Source organism: Morganella sp. EGD-HP17 (assembly GCF_000512315.2).
Classification (GTDB): Bacteria; Pseudomonadota; Gammaproteobacteria; order Enterobacterales; family Enterobacteriaceae; genus Morganella; species Morganella morganii.
The window spans coordinates 111,102-134,112 of the sequence record NZ_AZRH01000008.1; the positions used below are offsets into that span (position 1 = coordinate 111,102).

The following is a 23,011-nucleotide window of genomic DNA, read 5'->3' on the forward strand; positions in this document are numbered from 1 at the left end:
TCAGGAATTAATCACATGTCTGTATCAGTTGAGCGCCTGCTGGCGATCATGTCGCAGTTACGCGACCCGGAAAACGGCTGTCCGTGGGACAAAGCGCAAACCTATGCCACTATCGCCCCTTACACCCTGGAAGAGACCTATGAGGTTCTGGACGCTATTGAGCGGGCGGATTTTGACGATCTGAAAGGTGAGTTAGGTGACTTATTATTCCAGGTGGTGTTTTACGCGCAGATGGCGAAAGAAGAAGGGCGTTTTGATTTTGAGGATATCGCCGCCGCTGTCAGTGACAAACTGACCCGCCGCCACCCGCATATTTTTGCCCGTGAGCAGGGGATCGGCGCGGAAGCGGCCATTTCCGGCTGGGAGCAGCGAAAAAGTGCCGAACGCGCTGAAAAATCACAGTATTCCCTGCTGGATGATATCCCGGCAACACTGCCTGCCCTGATGCGGGCCTATAAAATCCAGAAACGCTGTGCGTCTGCCGGATTTGACTGGGACACACTTCCGCCGGTGCTCGGCAAGGTGTATGAGGAACTGGATGAGGTGATGGAGGAAGTGAATCAGCCGCAGGTGAATGATGAGCGCGTGGCTGAAGAGCTGGGTGATTTGCTGTTCGCAGTGGTGAATTTTTCCCGTCATCTGGGACATAAACCGGAAATGGTGTTACAAAAAGCCTGCCGTAAGTTTGAGAACCGTTTTCGTCAGGTGGAGAGCGATATTGCCGCCCGCGGACTGACCATGGAATCAGCAACACTTGATGAAATGGAGAAAAGTTGGCAGGATGTTAAATCCCGTGAGGGGTAAGCTTAATGCTTTCAGCTAATGATTTTACCGGAGAATGAAAAGTTTTTTATAAAATGTAAGACGTTGATTAGTTAGTGTAAAAAGGCGGTTTTTACCGCCCCGGGAGCGACGGATAACCGAAAAGAGGTGACGAGATTATTTGTCGCCAAAATAAGGTTAGGGTATACTATTTTCCCGTCCTGTTATATCCATCATCTATTACACCTAAACTTTCAGGTTCAGCATGAAAACTAATTATATTTTTGTGACCGGCGGGGTCGTATCCTCTCTGGGTAAAGGCATTGCCGCAGCCTCTTTAGCGGCTATACTCGAAGCCCGTGGACTCAATGTCACCATGATGAAACTGGATCCGTACATCAACGTCGATCCGGGAACCATGAGCCCGACCCAACACGGGGAAGTTTTCGTCACCAACGACGGCGCTGAAACTGATCTCGACTTAGGTCACTACGAGCGCTTCATTCGCACCAAAATGACCCGCCGCAATAACTTCACCACCGGACGTGTTTACTCTGAAGTTCTGCGCAAAGAGCGCCGCGGCGACTATCTCGGTGCCACCATTCAGGTTATCCCGCACATCACCAACGAAATCAAAGATCGTATCATCCGTGGCGGTGAAGGTCATGACGTGGTGCTGGTGGAAGTCGGCGGGACTGTCGGTGATATCGAATCATTGCCGTTCCTGGAAGCTATCCGTCAGATGGCGGCGGAAGTCGGCCGTGAACACACCTTATATCTGCATTTGACTTTGGTTCCGTATCTGGCGGCTGCCGGTGAAGTAAAAACCAAGCCGACTCAGCACTCAGTGAAAGAATTATTATCCATCGGTATTCAGCCGGATGTGCTGATTTGCCGTTCAGACAGAGTGATTCCTGCTAACGAACGCGCCAAAATCGCGCTTTTCTGTAACGTTCCTGAAAAAGCAGTGATCAGTCTGAAAGACGTAGATTCCATTTATAAAATCCCCGGCCTCTTGAAATCCCAGGGATTAGATGATTATATCTGTAAACGATTCAGCATTAATGCTCCTGAGGCAGATCTCTCAGAATGGGAGCAGGTGATTTATGAGGAAGCCAATCCGTCAGGTGAAGTTACCATCGGGATGGTCGGCAAATACGTTGAACTGCCGGATGCCTATAAATCCGTTATCGAAGCACTGAAACACGGCGGCCTGAAAAACCGCGTCACTGTGAACATCAAACTGATTGATTCTCAGGATGTGGAAACCCGTGGTACAGAACTGTTACAGGGTCTGGATGCGATTCTGGTGCCGGGCGGTTTTGGTTCCCGTGGTGTGGAAGGTAAGATTATGACTGCCCGCTATGCCCGCGAGAACAACATTCCGTATCTGGGCATTTGCCTGGGAATGCAGGTGGCACTGATTGACTTTGCCCGTAACCTGGCCGGTATGGATGACGCGAACTCCACGGAATTTGATGCTGATTGTAAGTACCCGGTCGTTGCGCTTATCACCGAATGGCGCGACGAAGACGGCAATATTGAAGTCCGCAGCGAAGAGAGTGATCTCGGCGGTACAATGCGTGTCGGCGGTCAGTTATGCCACCTGACGAACAATTCCCTGGTTCGCCGGTTGTACGGCAAAGATGCGATTACTGAACGTCACCGTCATCGTTATGAAGTGAACAACATGTTACTGAAGCGTCTTGAAGATGCGGGTCTGCTGGTTGCGGGCCGCTCAGTGGACAACAAACTGGTGGAAATCATCGAGAACCCGAACCATCCGTGGTTTGTGGCCTGTCAGTTCCATCCGGAGTTCACCTCTACCCCGCGTGATGGTCATCCGCTGTTTGCAGGTTTTGTCAAGGCAGCCTCTGATAACCAGAAAGGTCTGCTAAAATAAGATGTGAGGTGAGTGACCGGCTGTAAGTGCCGGTTACTTATCTGAAAATTTAACTTGTACTGAGGAAAACCTAATGTCCAAAATCGTTAAAGTGATCGGCCGTGAAATCATCGACTCCCGCGGTAACCCTACTGTAGAAGCTGAAGTACACCTGGAAGGCGGTTTTGTGGGTATGGCGGCTGCTCCGTCAGGCGCATCTACCGGTTCCCGTGAAGCGCTGGAACTGCGTGACGGTGATAAATCACGTTTCCTGGGTAAAGGTGTTCTGAAGGCAGTCGGCGCGGTAAATGGTCCGATCGCACAGGCGCTGCTGGGTCAGGATGCCAAAGATCAGGCAAAAGTTGACCAGATCATGATCGACCTGGATGGCACTGAAAACAAATCCAACTTCGGTGCAAACGCGATTCTGGCTGTGTCTCTGGCAAACGCCAAAGCCGCTGCCGCATCAAAAGGTTTACCTCTGTACGCACACATCGCAGAACTGAACGGCACTCCGGGCAAATACTCTATGCCGCTGCCGATGATGAACATCCTGAACGGTGGTGAGCACGCTGATAACAACGTGGACATCCAGGAATTCATGATCCAGCCTGTCGGCGCGCCATCTCTGAAAGAAGCTGTCCGCATGGGTTCTGAAATCTTCCATCACCTGGCAAAAGTGCTGAAAGCTAAAGGCATGAACACTGCGGTGGGTGATGAAGGTGGTTATGCACCAAACCTGGGTTCTAACGCAGAAGCGCTGGCTGACATCAAAGAAGCCGTTAAAGCAGCAGGCTACGAGTTAGGCAAAGACGTTACCCTGGCGATGGACTGTGCAGCATCTGAGTTCTACAACAAAGAAACCGGTATGTATGAACTGAAAGGCGAAGGCCGTACCTTTACCTCTCAGGAATTCACTCACTACCTGGAAGAGCTGACCAAAGAGTATCCGATCGTTTCTATCGAAGATGGTCTGGACGAATCTGACTGGGATGGATTCGCGTATCAGACTAAAGTCATGGGCGATAAAATCCAGCTGGTCGGTGATGACCTGTTCGTGACCAATACCAAGATCCTGAAAGAAGGTATCGAAAAAGGTATCGTTAACTCCATTCTGATTAAATTCAACCAGATCGGTTCACTGACCGAAACACTGGCTGCTATCAAAATGGCGAAAGACGCCGGTTACACTGCCGTTATCTCTCACCGTTCCGGTGAAACCGAAGATGCCACAATTGCCGACCTGGCTGTCGGTACCGCAGCAGGCCAGATCAAAACCGGTTCTATGAGCCGTTCTGATCGTGTTGCCAAGTACAACCAGCTGATCCGTATCGAAGAAGCGCTGGGCGAACGTGCTCCGTTCCACGGCCGCAAAGAGATCAAAGGTCAGTAATTGTTACTGTAAATGTTAAAAAAGGTGTGTCCGGCGGACACACCTTTTTTTATGTCCGCGTTATCTTATCTTACGAATATTTCCCCGCTTTTTATCCGTTCCCTCAATGACTAAAACTGGTTGTTTACCATGCTATGACAAGTTTTTTTACTTATTCTGTTGCCTCAGATCGCAAAACGGACGATTTGTGATGTATTTTGTTATTAATACTTTTTATATTTCACATGAAGATAAATTGTTTAACATTTTTAGCATTCACGCAAAAATGCCGGTTATTAAACTATGACAGCAATCGGTTTCGTGAATACTTTTTCATCCTACTGAGGGAATTATCATGGACGCTTCAGAAACGCTCACCCAATCCACCGGGCTGGGTTCTTTTAATACAAAGGGACTCATCATACTGGCTCTGGACATTGTGCTGCTGATACTGCTGCTGAAATATCTGCCCTACAGCGACAAAGAGAATGCCGGGCTGGCGCTGATGGTGTTCGTCGCTGTTTTATGGCTGACTGAGGCGATTCATGTCACGCTGACCGCGTTACTGATCCCGATTCTGGCTGTATTTCTCGGATTACTGGGCGCAGGTAAGGCATTACAGTCTTTTGCCAGTCCGACCATTTTCCTGTTCTTCGGCGGTTTTGCACTGGCGACGGCGCTGCATATTCAGGGGCTGGATCGCCTGATTGCTAACCGCCTGCTGCTGATTGCCCGCGGTCGTTTATGGGCGGCAGTGATTCTGCTGTTCAGTGTGACCGGCGCGCTGTCCATGTGGATCAGTAACACCGCTACCGCCGCGATGATGTTACCGCTGGTGCTGGGTATTCTGGGGAACCTCGATATCCGTCACGACCGTAACACGTTCGTATTTATGCTGCTGGGCGTGGCCTACAGCGCCAGTATCGGCGGCCTGGGAACGATGGTCGGCAGCCCGCCGAACATTATTGCCGCAAACCAGCTGGGAATGGACTTCTTCACCTGGATGAAATACGGCATTCCGATGGTGCTGATCCTGATGCCGATTATGTTCGGTATTATGTACCTGATGTTACGTCCGAAGCTCGGTGCCCGCTTTGAAATTGAAGTGGAGCAGGTTCAGTGGACACCAAAACGTCTGCTGACACTGGCGATTTTCGGTCTGACCGTTATCTGCTGGATCGGCAGTGCACCGCTGAGTGATCTGCTGGGTAAAATCAAAGATTTCGATACTATTATCGCCCTGAGTGCCGCTGCGCTGATTGGTATTACCGGGGTGGCCAGCTGGTCACAGATTCAGAACAACACCGAGTGGGGCGTTCTGTTCTTGTTCGGCGGCGGTCTGACACTGAGTATGATCCTGAAAGATTCCGGTGCCAGTGAAGTGATGGCGGACTGGATGAAAACCTCCTTTGGTAACAGCAGCTGGCTGGTGATTATTATCGCTGTCACCACCTTTATTATTGTGCTGACGGAGTTCACCAGTAACACCGCGAGTGCTGCACTGCTGGTACCTATCTTTGCCGGTGTGGCAGATGGTCTGGGAATGCCGGTGATGGCACTGACCATGATTATCGGTATCGGTGCATCCTGTGCCTTTATGCTGCCGGTGGCGACGCCGCCGAATGCGATAGTGTTCGGGACCGGGTTTATCAAACAGTCTGAGATGGTGCGGGTCGGTGGTGTGCTGAATATCGCCTGTATCATTGTTATCTCAGCCTTTGCCTGGTTGTTCTGGGTATAACAGCACAGCTGATAATAAACACGAAAGCAAAGTTCAACACAGAAAACCTGCTGATTTATCAGCGGGTTTTTTTATACCGGCAACAAAGAATATCGGTGCGGATGTACTGATATCGCAGAAGTGCGGGAAAGAAGAAGAGCAGCCGGAAAGACATTCAGGTATCACCGGATATGAAAAAGCCCTGCGTCATGCAGGGCTTCAGATAAAGCGTGGTGATTCAGTGATTATCAGCCGCGTTTATTGGCAACATAAACCGTTAGCTCAATACCCGGATGCAAGTCCTTCATTTTGACTTTACTGTTCCAGGACATCAGCTCTTTCAGTGTCACACCATGGCGCTGCGCAATACTGTAGTAAGAATCACCCTGACGCACTTTATACTTCGCCAGACGCATAGCATTTTTGGTGGCGGCTTTAGATGGTTTCACCACCGGGCTGCCTTTCACCTGCAACGTTTGTCCCGGTTTCAGAACCGCAGCGCTTTTCAGTCCGTTCAGCTTTTTCAGTTCAGCGACGGTCATCTTATGGCGGTTGGCAATGGCGTAGAATGAATCGCCACTTTTCACTTTGTACTTCGCGGCCTGCGCACGGCCTGCCGGTGAACTCAGCTGTTCAGTACGCTGATTGTTTCTCGCGACCGCTGTGCGGATATCATTAAGTACCGCGTCATCAGATAATGCGCTCATCAGCTGGTCGACTTTGGTTTTCGGCAGCATCAGATAGTGAGGACCGGCCGGTGAGGTTACACCGCGTTTCAGGCTCGGGTTGTAATCTTTCAGTCTGGAAACCGGCATATCCAGCAGTTGTGCCGCGACATCCAGGGAAATCTGCTGACCGATATTCACCCGTGCCAGGGCGCGCTCTGCATCCGGTACCGGTAAATTCACACCGTTACGGTCACTGTTGCGGATAACATTGCTCAGGGCAAAAATACGCGGCACATAATCCATGGTCTCTTTTGGCAGGGATAATGACCAGTAATCTGTTGGTTTTCCGGCGGCAGCATTGGCTTCCATCGCGCGCAGCACGCGGCCTTCGCCGCTGTTATACGCGGCCAGGGTCAGTGCCCAGTCTCCGCCGAACATATTATTCAGGCGCTCCAGTAAATCCAGCGCGGCAGTGGTGGAGGCAGCCACATCACGGCGGTCATCAACCCACTGGTTCTGGTTCAGCCCGCTTGCTTTGCCGGTACTCGGGATAATCTGCCATAACCCGGCAGCCTGGGCCGGTGAGGTGGCATGCGGATTAAAAGCACTCTCCACTATGGGCAGCAGAACCAGTTCCATCGGCATGTTACGTTCATCGATTTTACCGATGATCCAGTACATGTAAGGTTCTGCGCGCAGTGTCACATCGTGGAGATAGCTCTTTTTGGCGAGGTAAGAAAGTTCTTCGGCGCGTATGCGGTCATTGTCCGGGATGTTCATTTTCATTTCATCGCGGATATAACCCCAGATATCATCTTCGGGACTGACGGAGGATGCCTTTGCTGCGTTCATCTGCCGGGCAGTCAGTAAAAAACCGTTACCGGAAGGATAATGAGGGTCCTGTGCAGTTTTCTGCGGCGCAGTCTGACACCCCGCCAGCAAAATTGCGGCGGCAAGGAGTGTAGCTTTGATTTTCATGTTGGCGGAATCAGCATTATTATTCTTCAGTCTGTAGGTTTTGCAATCATACTGGTGTTATTCCGCCCTGACAACGATTACGGCTAAAATTGATCTTTTTTTGCGCGTAAAGACGTAAAAGTTTCCTCAGCCGTCGCCGTATGTTTACTTACTGATAAATTATGTTGCAGATCAATATTATCACAGTTAAGAAAAACATTAATTTTCCTTTCTGTTTTCAGTGTGACGGGCAGTGTAGCTTCATGATTCTGACGTAATTCAGAAATATATTGCTGATATGCCTGAATATCGTTGTTTTCCGGCCAGACAGCGTGCGCAAAGGCGAGGTTAGACTGTGTATATTCATGCGCACAGCAGACCAGCGTCTCATCCGGCAGCGCTGCAAGGCGGCTGACCGAACGGAACATCTGTGCCGGTGTGCCCTCAAAAATACGGCCGCAGCCACCGGAGAAGAGCGTATCGCCGCAAAACAGATAAGGTTCGCAATAATAAGCCACATGACCGAGTGTATGCCCCGGCACTGCCATGACCTGAAATGTCAGCCCGCCGCAGGTAATCGTGTCATTATCCTGCACGCAGTGATTTGCGCCTTTCGGCAGGGTTTCGGCGGGACCGTAAACCGGCAGGCCGGGATAATGTGACACAATCTCCGCCGTGCCGCCGGTGTGATCCGCATGGTGGTGTGTCAGCAGGATGGCTGAAGGGGTCAGTCCCCGCTCCCGCAGTGTATTCAGTACCGGCTCACTGACGCCGGGATCAACGATGACACAGGTGTGCGCATTATCCCGTAATAGCCAAATGTAGTTATCTGATAACGCGGAAATTCTGATAAGCTCCATAGATACCTCACCTTTCTGAGTGTGAACCAAGGATAAAGCCATGTTTTCTGCACGAGCGACAAAAACTCTGACGATGCCGGACTCGTGGTGCGATATTCCCTGCGGACGCCGCTTCCGGCAATCGCTGGAAGCACAGCTGGCGCCCTGGTGGCCGAAAATGTTTGGTTTTCATCTGATTAAGATCGGCGCGCTGAGCTGTGAAATTGACAGCAGCAGCTGCATGATCCCGCATCAGGTGAATGTGGCACCGCAGGGTAACACCTTACAGGTATTCGGGGAGGCGGCGCAATTGCCGTTTCTGGACAAATCCGCGGATGTCTGTGTGCTGGCACATAATCTGGGCTACAGCAGTGATCCGCACCGGTTGCTGCGGGAGGCTGACCGTGTCCTGATTGAGGACGGCTGGCTGATTATCAGCGGATTTAACCCGCTGAGCCTGCTGGGGGCGCGTAAACTGATCCCGTGGCGTCTGAACCGGGAGCCGCAGTGCAGCCGGATGTTTTCACAGTTCCGTATGCTCGACTGGCTCAGCCTGCTCAATTACGAAATTATGTATCACCGGCTGACCACGCCGATCCCCTGGTGTGATCCGGCAAGTTTCGGCAACCGGCATGCGCGGATTTTCGGCTGTCTGGGGGTGATTGTGGCCCGTAAACGCACGGTGCCGCTGACGTTCACACCGCAGAAGCTGCGCCTGCTGCGGCCGAAACTGAACAATGTGGTGGGCGCGACACGCCAGCAGACGCCGCCGCGCTGTCTGAAACGGCGCTGAGGATTATTCCGCTGCCGGCTGATAACCGGTATCGTCCTGTGACGGAGATTCTGCCGCTGCACGGGCGAGTTCATCACAGCGCTCGTTTTCCGGGTGCCCTGCGTGGCCTTTCACCCACTGCCAGTCAATCTGATGGCGGGTGATGGCGGAATCCAGGCGCTGCCACAAATCGACATTCACCACCGGAGATTTATCCGCTTTGCGCCAGCCGCGCCGCTTCCAGTTATGGATCCACTGCGTGATGCCCTGACGGACATATTGGCTGTCGGTGGTCAGCACGATATTACACGGACGTTTCAGGGTTTCCAGCGCCACAATAGCGGCCAGCAGCTCCATCCGGTTATTGGTGGTAAGAAAAAAGCCCTCACTGAGTGCTTTCTCATGGCCTTTATAACGCAGCAGCGCGCCGTAGCCGCCGGGGCCCGGATTTCCGAGGCAGGAGCCGTCGGTGAAAATTTCTACCTTGTCACTCATCTCTGGTAGACTCTTCCTCTGATTGATTGGCAATTACCTGAGTCTGACACAAAACGCCATTATGAGCACTGATATTACACGACAAATTGTTCTCGATACCGAAACCACCGGTATGAACAAACTGGGTGCCCACTACGAGGGGCACAATATTATTGAGATCGGTGCGGTTGAAGTGATCAACCGGCGCCTGACCGGCCGTAACTTCCATCTCTATATCCGGCCTGACCGGCTGGTGGACCCGGAAGCCTTTGGCGTGCACGGGATCAGCGATGAATTCCTGATGGACAAACCGGTTTTTGCTGACATTGCGGATGAATTTATTGAATTTATCCGTGGCGCAGAACTGGTTATTCATAACGCGCCCTTCGATATCGGCTTTATGGATTATGAATTCCGCAAGCTGAACCGGGGGATCCCGCCGACCGCGGAATTCTGTACCATCACTGACAGCTTAACGCTCGCCAGACAGCTTTTCCCCGGCAAGCGTAATAACCTCGATGCCTTATGTGATCGCTATCAGATAGATAACTCAAAACGTCTGCTGCACGGCGCGTTACTCGATGCCGAGATTCTGTCGGATGTTTATCTGGCAATGACCGGCGGCCAGACATCACTGGCTTTTTCAGCGGATAATGAGAGCAGCGGCGAAGAGAACGTTCAGACTATTCAGCGCGTTACCCGCCCGCAGAGCGGTCTGCGGGTGGTATATGCCACGGATGAGGAAATTGCCGCGCACGAGGCGCGTCTGGATCTGGCGGAGAAAAAAGGGGCGAACCCGTGCATCTGGCGGAGCTGACTGCCTGCCGCAGTGACTGTGGTGCCTGCTGTACTACGCCATCCATCTCATCACCGATTCCGGGGATGCCGGACGGTAAACCTGCCAATACCCGCTGCGTTCAGTTATCGGAGCAGAATTTGTGCCTGATTTTCGGCTCACCGCTGCGTCCGGCGGTTTGCTGCGGACTACAGCCCTCGCGGGAAATGTGCGGGGATAGCCGGGATGAGGCCATGATTTATCTGCTTGATCTGGAAAAACAAACCGCGCCCTGAAACCGGATGAGCGCGTTGCGGGAGACCGTGTGTCGTGTGCGGTGACCCGTATAAAACAGTATATTCAGGTGAAAAACTGTGCAATTGCATGGATTTACACAAATCAGGTATTGACGAACGGGAACCGGCATCGTATTATCCGCACCGTTCCCGAAAAGGAACACACGGAGCGGTAGTTCAGTTGGTTAGAATACCTGCCTGTCACGCAGGGGGTCGCGGGTTCGAGTCCCGTCCGTTCCGCCAGATTACAGAAGCCCTGACAGTAATGTCAGGGCTTTTCTGTTTTTACACTGCACAATCGCCCTGTATCATTATCATCCCCCGGTATTACCTCTCTTATCATTTTGATAATGCGTTGTGACCACACGCATACTTTATGTGAATAAATAATGTTCAGGTGCTGGCACATATCTTGCTGTTTGTTTTCCGTAACCGGTTGCGCGGCCGTCGCCGCTGTGCCGGTAAAAACAATAAAACCAATCACAGAGGTTGTATTTATGAAAACAAACACCGGGAGTGATGAAGTCAATGAAATGATGCCGATGCGGAAACTGTTTCCGTATGCTGTTCAGCATATTTTTGCCATGTTTACCGGCACCATTGCCGTGCCGATAGTGATTTCCCAGGTTCTGAAACTATCGCAGGAAGATACCACCCTGCTGATTGCCGCCGCGATTTTTGTCTCCGGCGTGGGGACACTTATCCAGTCACTGAGTATCACCAAATACGTCGGCGTCAGTCTGCCGCTGATCCTCGGCACCTCGTTTGTGGCGATGCCGCCGGTTTTTATTATCGCCTCGCGGTTCGGCGGGGGGCTTGAATCGCTGCCTTATGTCTTCGGCGGAACCCTGGCCTCCGGGGTGCTGCTGTTCTTCCTCGCGCCGCTGTACGGAAAAATCGCTTTCTTATTCAAACCGATAGTCATCGGCTGTTATCTTATAATGCTCGGTGTTTCCCTGCTGCCGGTTTCGTTTTCCGGCATTGTCGGCTATCCGGGGGATGCCTCCTACGGCGACCCGGCCGGTATTTTTCTCGGTGTGCTGACTATCGCGGTAATTGTGCTGTTAAACCGCTTCGGTAAAGGCGCGTTGCGGGAAATGTCGATTCTGATCGGCCTGATCGTGGCCACTTTGGTCGCGGTGGTGATGGATATGGTCAATTTCGGCCCTGTGAGCAGTGCCGGGTGGTTTTCGTTTGTTCGTCCCGCCCATTACGGCATTCAGTTTGATCTGACCGCCATTATTCTGATGTTCCTCGGTACCTTTATGGCCACTCTGGATTCTGTCGGTACTTTCTCCACTGTCGGCCGCCTGTGTAACCGCTCTATGGAAGGTAATGCCCTGAACTCTCCGATGCGCGGGGAAGGGGTGGCGGTGACCATTTCCGGGCTGTTTAACTGTACGCCGCTGACCTCTTTTATTAACAATGCGGGGGTGATTATTATTTCCGGTGTGCGCAGCCGTTATGTAACCGCGTGCAGCGGTGTGATCCTGATTATCCTCAGTATTATTCCCAAATTCTCCGCAATTGCGACCATGATCCCCGCTTCGGTTTTCGGTGGTGCGACCCTGGTGATTTTTGCCTTTATTACGGTGGCGGGGATAGATACACTGACAAAATCTGTCGATATGACCAAAATGGGCAATATGATGGTGGTCGGGATTTCAGTCAGTGTCGGGCTGATGTTTAACGGTCAGGGGGAAGCCCTTTCTCAGCTGCCGGAAATGCTGCGGATTATTCTTTCCCAGGGCGTGATAGTGACCTTTGTTCTGGCTATCGTGCTGAATCTTTTATTCAATTTTGACAGTGTCGTCGGTAAAAAAGAGAAACCGTAATATCTTCGTCTGCCGGTAAGCGGAATTTTTCCGCTGCCGGCAGGAAACTCCCGCCATCCGCCGGATAAGCGCACAGAATGCGGTATTTCCGCTTGCTATTCATTGCGGTAATCGGGTTTAATAGGTCACTTCCGCTGTTGCGCAATACCTGGTGCTAAAACGATTTAGTCAGCGAAAATGCCGCCTGTGCGAAGTATTGTTTCTGTCCTCAGACACGCCTCGCCTGACGTCTCATTGTTGCCTTTTCAGCCCCGACCCTTTGCCTCTGACCGGTGATAAGGATTGCCATCCGTGCGCGGCACTGCGAAAATAGCCTGTATCTGCTTTTTATCCGAACCTGGAGTAGACAATGACCTCTCGTAAAACTCTTGCTAATGCGATTCGTTTCCTGAGCATGGACGCGGTGCAAAAGGCAAATTCCGGACACCCCGGCGCACCAATGGGCATGGCTGATATCGCGGAAGTACTGTGGCGCGACTATCTGAAGCACAACCCGGCCAATCCGCACTGGAGTGATCGTGACCGCTTTGTGCTGTCAAACGGCCACGGCTCAATGCTGATTTACAGCCTGCTGCACCTCACCGGCTATGATGTATCGATGGATGACTTAAAAGCCTTCCGTCAGCTGCATTCCAAAACCCCGGGTCACCCTGAATACGGCTACACACCGGGTGTGGAAACCACCACCGGCCCGTTAGGCCAGGGTATCGCAAACGCAGTCGGTTTTGCTGTTGCGGAACAGACACTGGCGGCGCAGTTCAACCGTCCGGGGCACGATATTGTTGATCATCACACCTACGTCTTTATGGGCGACGGCTGTATGATGGAAGGGATCTCCCACGAGGCCTGTTCTCTGGCCGGTACCCTGAAACTGGGTAAACTGGTTGCCTTCTATGATGACAACGGCATTTCTATCGACGGTAATGTTCAGGGCTGGTTCACTGACGATACCGCCAAACGCTTTGAAGCTTACGGCTGGCACGTCGTGCGCGGCATTGACGGTCACAACCCTGACCAGATCAAAGCAGCCGTTGAAGAAGCCAAAGCGGTTACTGACAAACCATCCCTGCTGATGTGCAAAACCGTTATCGGTTTCGGTTCACCGAAGAAAGCCGGTACTGCGGATGCACACGGTTCTCCGTTAGGTGATGCGGAAATCGCCGCTACCCGCGAAGCACTGAACTGGCCGTATGCGCCGTTCGAAATCCCGCAGGAAATCTATACTGAGTGGGATGCGAAGAAAACCGGTGCCGCTGCTGAGTCTGAGTGGGATGTGAAATTCGCTCACTACGAAAAAGCCTTCCCTGAACTGGCCCGTGAATACCGCCGCCGTGTAAACGGTGAGCTGCCTGCGCAGTGGGAAGCGGATGCAAATGCCTTCATTCAGAACCTCCAGGACAACCCGGCCAGCATTGCCAGCCGTAAAGCATCACAAAATGCACTGGAAGCGTTCGGTAAAGTGCTGCCTGAATTTATGGGCGGTTCCGCTGACCTGGCACCGAGTAACCTGACCATGTGGTCCGGCTCAGCGCCAATCAATGAAGACAAAGCGGGTAACTACATTCACTACGGCGTGCGCGAGTTCGGCATGTCTGCCATCATGAACGGTATCGCCCTGCACGGCGGTTTCATTCCTTACGGCGCGACCTTCCTGATGTTCGTTGAATATGCCCGTAACGCGGTGCGTATGGCGGCACTGATGAAGATCCGCAGCATCTTCGTTTACACTCACGACTCTATCGGTCTGGGTGAAGACGGCCCGACTCACCAGCCGGTTGAGCAAATCGCCAGCCTGCGCGTGACACCAAACATGAGCACATGGCGTCCGTGTGACCAGGTGGAATCTGCGGTAGCCTGGAAATACGCGATTGAGCGTAAAAACGGCCCGACATCCCTGATCTTCTCCCGTCAGAATCTGGCACAGCAGCCGCGTACCGCGCAGCAGCTGGCAGATATCGAAAAAGGGGCGTATATCCTGAAAGATTGCGCTGGTCAGCCGGAAGTGATCCTGATTGCCACCGGTTCTGAAGTGGAACTGGCCGTGAAAGCATACGAGCAGCTGACAGCCGAAGGCCGTAAAGCGCGTGTGGTTTCCATGCCGTCCACCGATGCATTCGACAAACAGGATGCTGCTTACCGTGAATCTGTTCTGCCGTCAGCCGTGACCGCGCGTGTTGCTGTCGAAGCGGGTATTGCGGATTACTGGTTCAAATACACCGGTATGCAGGGTGCCATCGTCGGCATGCATTCATTCGGTGAATCTGCACCAGCCGGTCAGCTGTTCAGTGAATTTGGTTTCACTGTTGAAAACGTGGTTTCTCAGGCGAAAGCTCTGCTGAAATAATCTGCTGATACAGATTCTGAAAGCGCATTCCGGTTTTTTTGACCGAATGCGCTTTTTTTATATCTGCTCCTCTGACTGTCTTGCGATCTTTTTTCATTTAGCATAACCTGTCTTTATTGAGCTGAATCGTTTCAGTTTCGAGGGGTGCTGAATGTGCCGCAGAGGATAAAAAAGATTGCGGTTTCTATGATAAATACCCCGTACAAAAACCCGTGAGTCCGTTATTCTTAGTCCGCTGATAATTTGGCTATTTCTGAGGATACTATGACAATAAAAATTGCAATCAACGGGTTTGGGCGAATCGGGCGGAGTGTGCTGCGGGCGTTGTATGAAACCGGGCGTAACACGCAGATTACCGTTGTTGCTATTAATGAGCTGGCGGATTCCGAAGGTATTGCACACTTACTTCAATATGACACAAGCCACGGACGCTTTTTTAAACCGGTACAGCTGAAAGAAAAAAATGTGCTGAAAGTCGGTGATGACACTATCCGCATCCTGCATGAAGCGGATATTCACCAGCTGCCCTGGGCAGAGCTCGGTGTGGATGTGGTGCTGGACTGCAGCGGCGTGTACGGCTCCCGTGATGACGGGCTGGCACATATCGCCGGCGGCGCGAAAAAAGTGCTGTTTTCCCATCCCGGCGGTAATGACCTGGATGCCACCATTGTCTACGGTGTTAACCATGACACACTGACGGCGCAGGATAAAATTGTATCGAATGCGTCCTGTACCACCAACTGCATCATTCCGGTGATAAAATTACTGGATGAGGGATTCGGTATCGAGTCCGGTACAGTGACCACCATTCACGCGGCGATGAATGACCAGCCGGTGATTGATGCATATCACAGTGATTTGCGGCGCACGCGGGCGGCCGGGCACTCCATCATTCCGGTGGATACCAAACTGGCTGCGGGGATCCGGCGGATTTTCCCGAAATTTGAAGATCATTTTGAGGCGATTTCAGTCCGGGTGCCTACAATTAATGTGACGGCGATTGATTTGAGCGTCACCGTAAAAAGTAATGTCACCACGCAGGATGTAAACCGCCTTCTGCAAAACGCAGCGACGGGGGCATTTCGTGGTATAGTGGACTACACAGAGTTACCGTTAGTCTCGGCGGATTTTAACCATGATCCGCACAGTGCTATCGTTGACGGCACCCAGACCCGCGTCAGCGGACAGCATCTGATAAAAATGCTGGTCTGGTGCGATAACGAATGGGGCTTTGCGAACCGTATGCTGGATACCACTCTGGCAATGGCTGAGGCTGGTTTTCACTGAGGGACGGCGTGCCCCGGCAGAAAATTGAACACAATTTAACTGATAAGAGAATCAACAAGAGGATTCACCATGTCCGTAATTAAGATGACCGATCTGGATCTGGCGGGTAAACGTATTTTTATCCGTGCTGACCTGAACGTTCCTGTCAAAGATGGCAAAGTTACCTCTGATGCACGTATCCGTGCCTCGCTCCCGACAATCGAAGCCGCACTGAAACAGGGTGCCAAAGTCATGGTGACCTCTCACCTCGGCCGTCCGGTTGAAGGGGAATACAACGAAGAGTTTTCACTGAAACCGGTTGTTGATTATCTGGCAGATAAACTGAGCTGCCCGGTGCGCCTGGAAAAAGATTACCTCAATGGTCTGGAGCTGAACGCCGGTGAGCTGGTGGTGCTGGAAAACGTCCGCTTTAACAAAGGCGAGAAAAAAGACGACGAAACCCTGTCAAAACAGTATGCATCTCTGTGTGATATTTTCGTGATGGATGCATTCGGGACTGCACACCGCGCCCAGGCATCGACTCACGGCGTGGCAAAATTTGCCCCTGTCGCCTGTGCCGGTCCGCTGTTATGGGCGGAACTGGATGCACTCGGCAAAGCGCTGGATAACCCGGCACGCCCGATGGTGGCGATTGTCGGCGGTTCTAAAGTCTCCACCAAACTGACCGTACTGGATTCTCTGTCCAAAATCGCGGATCAGATCATTGTCGGCGGCGGTATCGCCAACACCTTTATCGCAGCGGAAGGGCACAATGTCGGCCGTTCACTGTATGAAGATGACCTGATTCCGGAAGCGAAAAAATTACTCAGCAGCTGTGATATCCCGGTACCGGTTGATGTCCGTGTGGCGACTGAGTTCTCAGAAACCGCAGAAGCGGTGCTGAAATCAGCCAATGACATCAAAGATGACGAGCAGGTTCTGGATATCGGTGATGAATCCGCACTGCACCTGGCTGAAATCCTGAAAAATGCCAAAACCATTCTGTGGAATGGCCCGGTCGGCGTGTTTGAGTTCCCGAACTTCCGTAAAGGAACTGAAATCGTGGCTAACGCCATTGCTGACAGCGACGCATTCTCTATCGCAGGCGGCGGTGATACCCTGGCTGCTATCGATTTATTCGGCATTGCTGACAAAATCTCTTACATCTCTACCGGCGGCGGCGCATTCCTGGAATTCGTCGAAGGCAAAAAACTGCCTGCCGTTGTCATGCTCGAAGAACGTGCAAAACAGTAACAGTCATAATCAGATGACAATAACGGGCGGTGTGAGCTGCCCGTGACAACTTCCGAAAGACCAATACAGGAAATTTGACATGTCTAAAGTTTTTGATTTTGTAAAACCCGGTGTCGTCACTGGCGATGATGTTCAGAAAATCTTTGCGGTAGCCAAAGAGAATAATTTTGCACTGCCAGCGGTAAACTGCGTCGGGACAGACTCGATCAACGCCGTATTGGAAGCGGCGGCCAAAGTCCGTGCGCCTGTTATTGTTCAGTTCTCAAACGGCGGTGCCGCATTTATCGCCGGTAAAGGTTTCAAAGGCGAAGGCCAGCAGTCCGCTGTTCTGGGTGCCATCTCCGGTGCGCATCATGTGCATCAGATGGCGGAACATTACGGCGTGCCGGTCATTCTGCACACTGACCACTGCGCGAAGAAATTACTGCCGTGGTTAGACGGCCTGCTGGATGCCGGTGAAAAACACTTTGCCGCAACCGGTAAACCACTGTTCTCTTCTCACATGATCGACCTGTCAGAAGAGTCACTGGAAGAAAATATTGAGATTTGCAGCAAATACCTGACCCGTATGGCGAAAATCGGTATGACCCTGGAAATCGAACTGGGTTGCACCGGTGGTGAGGAAGACGGCGTGGATAACTCCCACCTCGATAACTCCGCGCTGTACACCCAGCCGGAAGACGTGGCGTATGCCTATGAAAAACTGAATGCCATCAGCCCGCGTTTCACTATTGCGGCGTCATTCGGTAACGTACACGGTGTATACAAGCCGGGTAACGTGCAGTTAACACCAAAAATTCTGCGTAACTCTCAGGACTACGTCTCTGAGAAATATAACCTGCCGCACAACAGCCTGGATTTCGTTTTCCACGGCGGTTCCGGCTCTACTGCGGAAGAAATCAAAGAAGCAGTGGGTTACGGTGTGGTGAAAATGAATATCGATACCGATACTCAGTGGGCGACCTGGGAAGGTATCCTGCACTACTACCAGAAAAATGAAGGTTATCTGCAGGGCCAACTGGGCAACCCGGAAGGCGAAGACAAGCCGAACAAAAAATACTATGACCCGCGTGCATGGTTACGTGCCGGTCAGCAGACAATGATCGAACGTCTGGAAAAAGCATTCAAAGAACTGAACTGCGTTAACGTTCTGTAATTTGTTGCGTGAATAATAAAATCGCCCGGTATTGCCGGGCGATTTTTTTTACGGATTATTTTTTCTGCTGGCTTTCATTCCGCCGGATTATCGATTCAATTAACTCATCGATATGAAGATTGACCAGCATCTCTACCGCGTCACTGCGGGTTTTGCCGGAGAGCATAGATAAATGCGCTATTTTCCGGACGGTTGTGCCGGTCAGTGACAGCGAAACCGCCTTCTTCTTCTCTTTATCCAGTGACACTTTCCCGCTGTAATACACCGATTTCTGACCGTTATGGTTTTCCAGCTCTTCGTTCATCTTTTTCAGTGTTTTGCGATCCAGTGTGCCGGAGTCAGTCATTTCATAGGTATGTGAGGCTTTGCGGTAGCGGATTTCCGCTGACCAGGTATCACGTAACTCTTTGAAAGTACGGGTCAGAGTTGCCTCTGAGCAGCGGAGTGTCGCCAGGATTTCATCTGACGGAACCGGTTTTCCGGTACCGAGCAGGGTTGCCAGGGTGAATAAACGAACCTGTCGTGTGCTTAATTGCATAGTCTGGGGACACCTGTATAAAAACAAAGAGACAAAGCCGCTGTTATGCCGGAAACGGCTGTTCCGCATAACAGTTCTATTTAATCAGCTGATCAGGATATATCAAGGCATTCAGATATAATAGTGCAGGATATTCAGTCTGATGATATTTCTGTCCTCAGTTTCACCCGTTTTGTGTTTTAAACGGCTGTCCGTCTGTTTTCCGCTGTGCGATCCCGTACACCCGTGCACGGGCCAGAATGGCAGATGCCCAGCGCCGGTGTGTCGCCGGTTCGCACATAGCTCCCAGTGACTTGAATACCGCCTGTGTGGAGTTGAGGATCCGCAGTGCATCCGCGTGCTCATCAGCGGAGACCCGCAGCGCCTGCTCAATCACTGCCACCTGATTCGGGTGGATAGCAGTTTTACCCACCAGTCCGTGAGCGATATCCAGCGCCAGTTCCCGTGTCATGACATCGTGATCATCAATATGCTCGCAGACCGGTGCGGTCATGGCGAAATCGTGCGGGGCGAAAACAGAGACCAGCATTTTAATCACATAACCCATCGGGCCGTCATACAGGGTGAGATGACGCGGGCGGCGCAGGGAAATCACATTCATCAGATCATTGCCGCCGATACGCAGTGCGATGATTTTGTCATGGCAGGGATGGGATTTAAGTACCTGCGCCAGTTTCCGCATCTGCACCACATCACAGACTTCTTCTGTTTCCAGGGTCGGCATCATACACAGCGGGGTGTTTTTCACCACCAGCCACCAGACCGGCAGCGTTTTCTGTGTGAACTTAGGCAGCACCAGCCCGTCAACGGCACTGAGATCGCAGTGCTCGCGCAGCCACAATCCCATTTCCGGGTGACGCGGACGGATAAACACCAGCGGCCAGTTCTGGTTTCCGGCACGCTGTTTTTCCGCTGTCAGCGCGGCCAGGATGCCCTGTAAATTCTCCAGTGCCTGCGGGATATCCGCCTCACTGACCGCATCTTCCAGACAAATAATCAGTGAACGCAGTCCGCTGATTTTATTACTGATAATCGCATCCGTGATATCGGTGCGGGTGGCGGGCATATAGAGTGAGGCCCCTAAATTCCACGGGGAGAGACGTCGGGTCATGGTGATACCTTCCTGATAATAGTGACGGCGCGGTACTGCCCGAGGGCATCGCCGGCTTCCGTGATAGTGATCCCTTTCTGACGGGCGAGATAAAGCAGCAATTCCACATCCGGCTCTGTGCAGTCGCGCACAAAGACGTGATCCGGCACCCGGCGCAGGACAGCACGGGTGGCTTCGGCAATACCGGGTTTGATTCTGTTCAGATCGTTGACACCACAGCGTTCAGCCAGTGCAGTGATCACCGCACGGCTTTTTTTCCGCAGTGCTGTTTTGGTGTCCGGCTCCGGGAAGGCCGCAGCCGGAGCCGCGGTTTCCTGACGGCGCAGCGCGGCAACAGTATCGGTGAGTGTCCGGCTGCACTCATAAGGTTGTAAATGCTCACAATGCACACAGCCGTGCGGACCGGTATCTGACCAGACAGAGCGGGAGATCAGCCCGGAAACCGGCGCCCCCATAATCCCGGAGGGGATCAGCCAGTCATCATCAGCAGCGGAAAGCCAGGCGCATCCGGCAGGATCGGCCAGCACCACCAGGCGCGGATCGGCCGGGTAGCCGGGTCTGTCTTTCAGGGAGCGGATCAGTTCACCGGTGATGGCGCCTTTACCTGTCCAGCCGTCAACAAACACAATACCGGCGGTGCCGTGATGGTGTTCGATCCACTCCAGCGCCGCCGTATCAATACCGCGATCGCGGATAATACTGATGCCGTAATGGTGTGAGATTTTTCCCGCATCACGCAGCGCCTGATGCAGCATCACCCCTAACGGCACACCGGCGCGGACCAGGCTGACCAGCACAACCGGCTGATCTGCAAAATAGTCACCCAGTGTACGGGCGAGGGCGCTCACATCCCGCGCCAGACGCGGTGCACCTTTTTTCAGTGCGCGGTTAAACAGATCAAGATGCCAGTCTGTGGGAGCGGGCTCCTGGCTGAGCATATCGGAATAGTGTTTCTGTCCGGACTGAATAAGCTGCTCTTTCAGTTCCACCGGGGTCATATCAATGGTGACCGGCCGAAGCAGAAACTGCACATCATCCGGCAGATAACTGCCTGAGAACGGCAGGAAATTATACATCGGATACCTCACTGAAAATCCGGGCGGCGACTGCCTCCGCAAACTGACTGCGGGACGGCATCCCGAACCAGGTACAGTGTTTCATAAAGCGGTAATCACTCAGGCTGTCGCCGAGGCCGATAACCGGAAAGGTGCCGCGCTCTGCCCGTAATAACGTCAGCAGGTACGTAACAGCATGGCCTTTTTCTACCGGATCCGGCAGCCAGGCGATATTGTTGCCGTTGCGGTGGATGTAAAATCCGTCTGCCGGAAACTGTTGTTCAATCTCTGCGGCAACGGCATAGAGTTCCGCTGTGCGGGTACTGTCAGTGTGTTTCATCACCAGATAGACCGGCACATCATCGTATTCATAATTAATGCGCGCCCATGCATCAATACCGCGCTCTGTCATCCGCTCAGTACAAAACTGCTGTAGTGACAACAGCCGTTCACAGTAAGGGCCGAGGGCGGTCAGCATTTCAGACTGCCAGCCGGGTTCCGGCGAACCGTCCGGTCGCAGGATCACCGCGCCGTGCGTGGTTATCGCATAAGAGCGGAACGGGATAGTGACGCGGCGGAGTTCCTCCGTACCGCGTGCCGTAACCGGAATGAGATCGGCATGCGCCAGCAGCCAGTCTGTCAGCATGGCCTGTTCTTCCGTCATAAAACTGCGCGGTTGTAATGTGCGGTCAACCGCACCGGTGCGAAACGGCGTAAGTGCCTGCTCCTGTGTCATTTTGCGTTTTGTCTGGAACAGGGTGTCATCCAGGTCGCTCAGGATCACCGGTTTAGTCGTCATAAATCACCTCCGTCAGCGGCGCACAGCGGGCCAGCGCCTGTAATAACTGCGGATCAAACGCCGCCGGATCCGTTTCTGTGCACAGCAGAATGCGGTCAAATGACTGATGTGCCACATTGTAGAGATAATTGGGGATCCCCAGCCCGTAGTTATCCGTGAAGGAAATAACGGATTCAATGGCACCGCCCGGGGCTATCGGGGAGCGGGTCAGGGCGCTGAATTTTACATCCGCTCCGGCCTCTGCCAGCCGTTCGGCCAGCAGGAACGGCTGCCAGACAAACTCCCCGGAGCCGAGCACCAGGAGCCGCTCACCGGGTGCGGTCGTCACCGTACTGCCAAAACCGGTGTGCGGATCATGCAGACCGAGCCGCACCCGCGTCAGCGGACGGCGGATTGGCACGGCTCCCGCAGCGCTGACATTCACATCCGGCATCTCCGGCAGGGCCGCATCCGGATCAGCTTCCCAGCGCCAGCTGCCGCTGATCAGAGAGACATGCCGCAACGGCAGCCCGTGCTGAACAGTGGCCGGATCCTCACGCCAGTCCGTCAGTGTGACAGTCACAACCTGTTGTAAATCAGGCAGCTGACCGCTTTCATGCAATGCAGTCAGCAAATTGGTAAACGTATTGCCGGTGGTCGCTTCATCATCTGCCAGCACCAGGGTTTTTGCCTGTTGCAGCCGGGTTTTCAGCTGCGGATCGGCCGGGAAATAGAGCAGATGATCCGTGGCGTGGCTGTGATTTTCTTTAAATTCACACAGCAGTTCACCGTCCGCCGGATGGCGGGTGGAAGAGAGATACAGGGATTCCGGGTACTGACGGCGGATTTCGCTGTATACGCCGGCTCCCAGACCGACAGCGGTTTCCGCCATACCGATAACCAGCAGCGGCTGCGGCAGATCCTGCGGAAACTGCTCACTGAGGCGGCGGTAAACACCACGCATGATTTCCGGCTCGACCGGGATATGGCGGCCCAGCACTTTGCTGACAAACAGAAATGCCCGTTTCGGGTTACGCCGCTCTGCGATCCCGAACAGCGCATCCAGAGTTTCCGGTGTGGCATCGCTGCGGACTTCCAGCGTGCCGGTTGTCAGTGTGAACCGGTGGTGACCGGGACGGGAAAAACCGGGCATAGTG

20 protein-coding genes and 1 tRNA gene are annotated in these 23,011 nt (G+C 52.8%); 13 read left to right on the plus strand and 8 right to left on the minus strand.

The features are described 5' to 3' along the window. Window positions 1-15: 15 nt before the first annotated feature. From mazG to X965_RS10375, 4 genes are all read left to right on the plus strand, one after another. A complete protein-coding gene (gene mazG / locus X965_RS10360) occupies window positions 16-804 on the plus strand; it encodes a nucleoside triphosphate pyrophosphohydrolase (protein WP_004235958.1) in 789 nt (262 codons plus the stop codon). A gap of 223 nt (window positions 805-1,027) precedes the next feature. Further along, a complete protein-coding gene (gene pyrG / locus X965_RS10365) occupies window positions 1,028-2,665 on the plus strand; it encodes a glutamine hydrolyzing CTP synthase (protein ID WP_004235957.1) in 1,638 nt (545 codons plus the stop codon). Window positions 2,666-2,738: 73 nt separating this feature from the next. Next, complete coding sequence (eno, locus tag X965_RS10370; protein WP_004235956.1) at window positions 2,739-4,037, plus strand: phosphopyruvate hydratase; 1,299 nt, start codon at window positions 2,739-2,741, stop codon at window positions 4,035-4,037. 334 nt (window positions 4,038-4,371) lie between these two features. Further along, window positions 4,372-5,757, plus strand: a complete 1,386-nt coding sequence (locus tag X965_RS10375) for a DASS family sodium-coupled anion symporter (protein ID WP_036413963.1) — start codon at window positions 4,372-4,374, stop codon at window positions 5,755-5,757. A 227-nt stretch (window positions 5,758-5,984) separates the two neighbouring features. Here X965_RS10375 and mltD read toward each other — a convergent pair whose 3' ends face one another. After that, window positions 5,985-7,382, minus strand: a complete 1,398-nt coding sequence (mltD, locus tag X965_RS10380) for a murein transglycosylase D (RefSeq protein WP_004238878.1) — start codon at window positions 7,380-7,382, stop codon at window positions 5,985-5,987. 83 nt (window positions 7,383-7,465) lie between these two features. After that, window positions 7,466-8,221, minus strand: coding sequence for a hydroxyacylglutathione hydrolase (gloB, locus tag X965_RS10385; protein WP_036418042.1), 756 nt, complete (start codon window positions 8,219-8,221; stop codon window positions 7,466-7,468). 40 nt (window positions 8,222-8,261) lie between these two features. Here gloB and X965_RS10390 point away from each other — a divergent pair, with 40 nt between their 5' ends. Next, the gene (locus tag X965_RS10390) at window positions 8,262-8,993 is read left to right on the plus strand and encodes a methyltransferase domain-containing protein (RefSeq protein WP_004238874.1); all 732 of its coding nucleotides are present in this window, start codon (window positions 8,262-8,264) and stop codon (window positions 8,991-8,993) included. A 3-nt stretch (window positions 8,994-8,996) separates the two neighbouring features. Here X965_RS10390 and rnhA read toward each other — a convergent pair whose 3' ends face one another. After that, window positions 8,997-9,467: a ribonuclease HI gene (gene rnhA / locus X965_RS10395; protein WP_004238873.1), complete on the minus strand. Its 471-nt coding sequence runs from the start codon at window positions 9,465-9,467 to the stop codon at window positions 8,997-8,999. Between the two features lie 61 nt (window positions 9,468-9,528). Between rnhA and dnaQ the strand changes: the two genes are divergently transcribed. The 8 genes from dnaQ (at window position 9,529) to fbaA (ending at window position 18,372) form a co-directional block, all read left to right on the plus strand. Next, window positions 9,529-10,263 (plus strand): DNA polymerase III subunit epsilon, encoded by a 735-nt coding sequence (gene dnaQ, locus X965_RS10400; RefSeq protein ID WP_024472710.1) that lies wholly within the window; start codon window positions 9,529-9,531, stop codon window positions 10,261-10,263. Further along, window positions 10,245-10,517: a YkgJ family cysteine cluster protein gene (locus X965_RS10405; RefSeq protein ID WP_172794089.1), complete on the plus strand. Its 273-nt coding sequence runs from the start codon at window positions 10,245-10,247 to the stop codon at window positions 10,515-10,517. Before dnaQ ends, X965_RS10405 begins: the two co-directional genes overlap by 19 nt. Before the next feature lie 166 nt (window positions 10,518-10,683). After that, window positions 10,684-10,760: transfer RNA gene (locus X965_RS10410), tRNA-Asp, on the plus strand. Between the two features lie 254 nt (window positions 10,761-11,014). Further along, window positions 11,015-12,352, plus strand: coding sequence for a uracil-xanthine permease family protein (locus X965_RS10415; RefSeq protein ID WP_036417985.1), 1,338 nt, complete (start codon window positions 11,015-11,017; stop codon window positions 12,350-12,352). A gap of 349 nt (window positions 12,353-12,701) precedes the next feature. Then, window positions 12,702-14,696 (plus strand): transketolase, encoded by a 1,995-nt coding sequence (gene tkt, locus X965_RS10420; protein WP_015422500.1) that lies wholly within the window; start codon window positions 12,702-12,704, stop codon window positions 14,694-14,696. Window positions 14,697-14,960: 264 nt separating this feature from the next. Next, window positions 14,961-15,983, plus strand: a complete 1,023-nt coding sequence (gene epd, locus X965_RS10425) for an erythrose-4-phosphate dehydrogenase (protein ID WP_004238866.1) — start codon at window positions 14,961-14,963, stop codon at window positions 15,981-15,983. A gap of 69 nt (window positions 15,984-16,052) precedes the next feature. Continuing rightward, window positions 16,053-17,216, plus strand: a complete 1,164-nt coding sequence (gene pgk / locus X965_RS10430) for a phosphoglycerate kinase (RefSeq protein WP_004238864.1) — start codon at window positions 16,053-16,055, stop codon at window positions 17,214-17,216. A 79-nt stretch (window positions 17,217-17,295) separates the two neighbouring features. Next, window positions 17,296-18,372, plus strand: coding sequence for a class II fructose-bisphosphate aldolase (fbaA, locus tag X965_RS10435; protein ID WP_004235943.1), 1,077 nt, complete (start codon window positions 17,296-17,298; stop codon window positions 18,370-18,372). 55 nt (window positions 18,373-18,427) lie between these two features. Here the strand turns inward: fbaA and X965_RS10440 are convergent, their stop codons facing one another. From X965_RS10440 to X965_RS10460, 5 genes are all read right to left on the minus strand, one after another. Continuing rightward, window positions 18,428-18,910, minus strand: coding sequence for a hypothetical protein (locus X965_RS10440; protein WP_036417986.1), 483 nt, complete (start codon window positions 18,908-18,910; stop codon window positions 18,428-18,430). A gap of 163 nt (window positions 18,911-19,073) precedes the next feature. Further along, window positions 19,074-20,021 (minus strand): HpcH/HpaI aldolase/citrate lyase family protein, encoded by a 948-nt coding sequence (locus X965_RS10445; protein ID WP_036417987.1) that lies wholly within the window; start codon window positions 20,019-20,021, stop codon window positions 19,074-19,076. After that, on the minus strand, window positions 20,018-21,097 hold the full coding sequence (locus X965_RS10450; RefSeq protein WP_036417989.1) for a cysteine protease StiP family protein: 1,080 nt from the start codon (window positions 21,095-21,097) through the stop codon (window positions 20,018-20,020). The genes X965_RS10445 and X965_RS10450 overlap by 4 nt, the downstream gene beginning before the upstream one ends. After that, window positions 21,090-21,875, minus strand: a complete 786-nt coding sequence (locus X965_RS10455; RefSeq protein ID WP_036417994.1) for a hypothetical protein — start codon at window positions 21,873-21,875, stop codon at window positions 21,090-21,092. The genes X965_RS10450 and X965_RS10455 overlap by 8 nt, the downstream gene beginning before the upstream one ends. Beyond that, entirely contained in the window at window positions 21,865-23,007 is a 1,143-nt protein-coding gene (locus X965_RS10460) for a phosphoribosyltransferase domain-containing protein (RefSeq protein ID WP_036417996.1), read from the minus strand. Before X965_RS10460 ends, X965_RS10455 begins: the two co-directional genes overlap by 11 nt. Window positions 23,008-23,011: the final 4 nt, after the last annotated feature.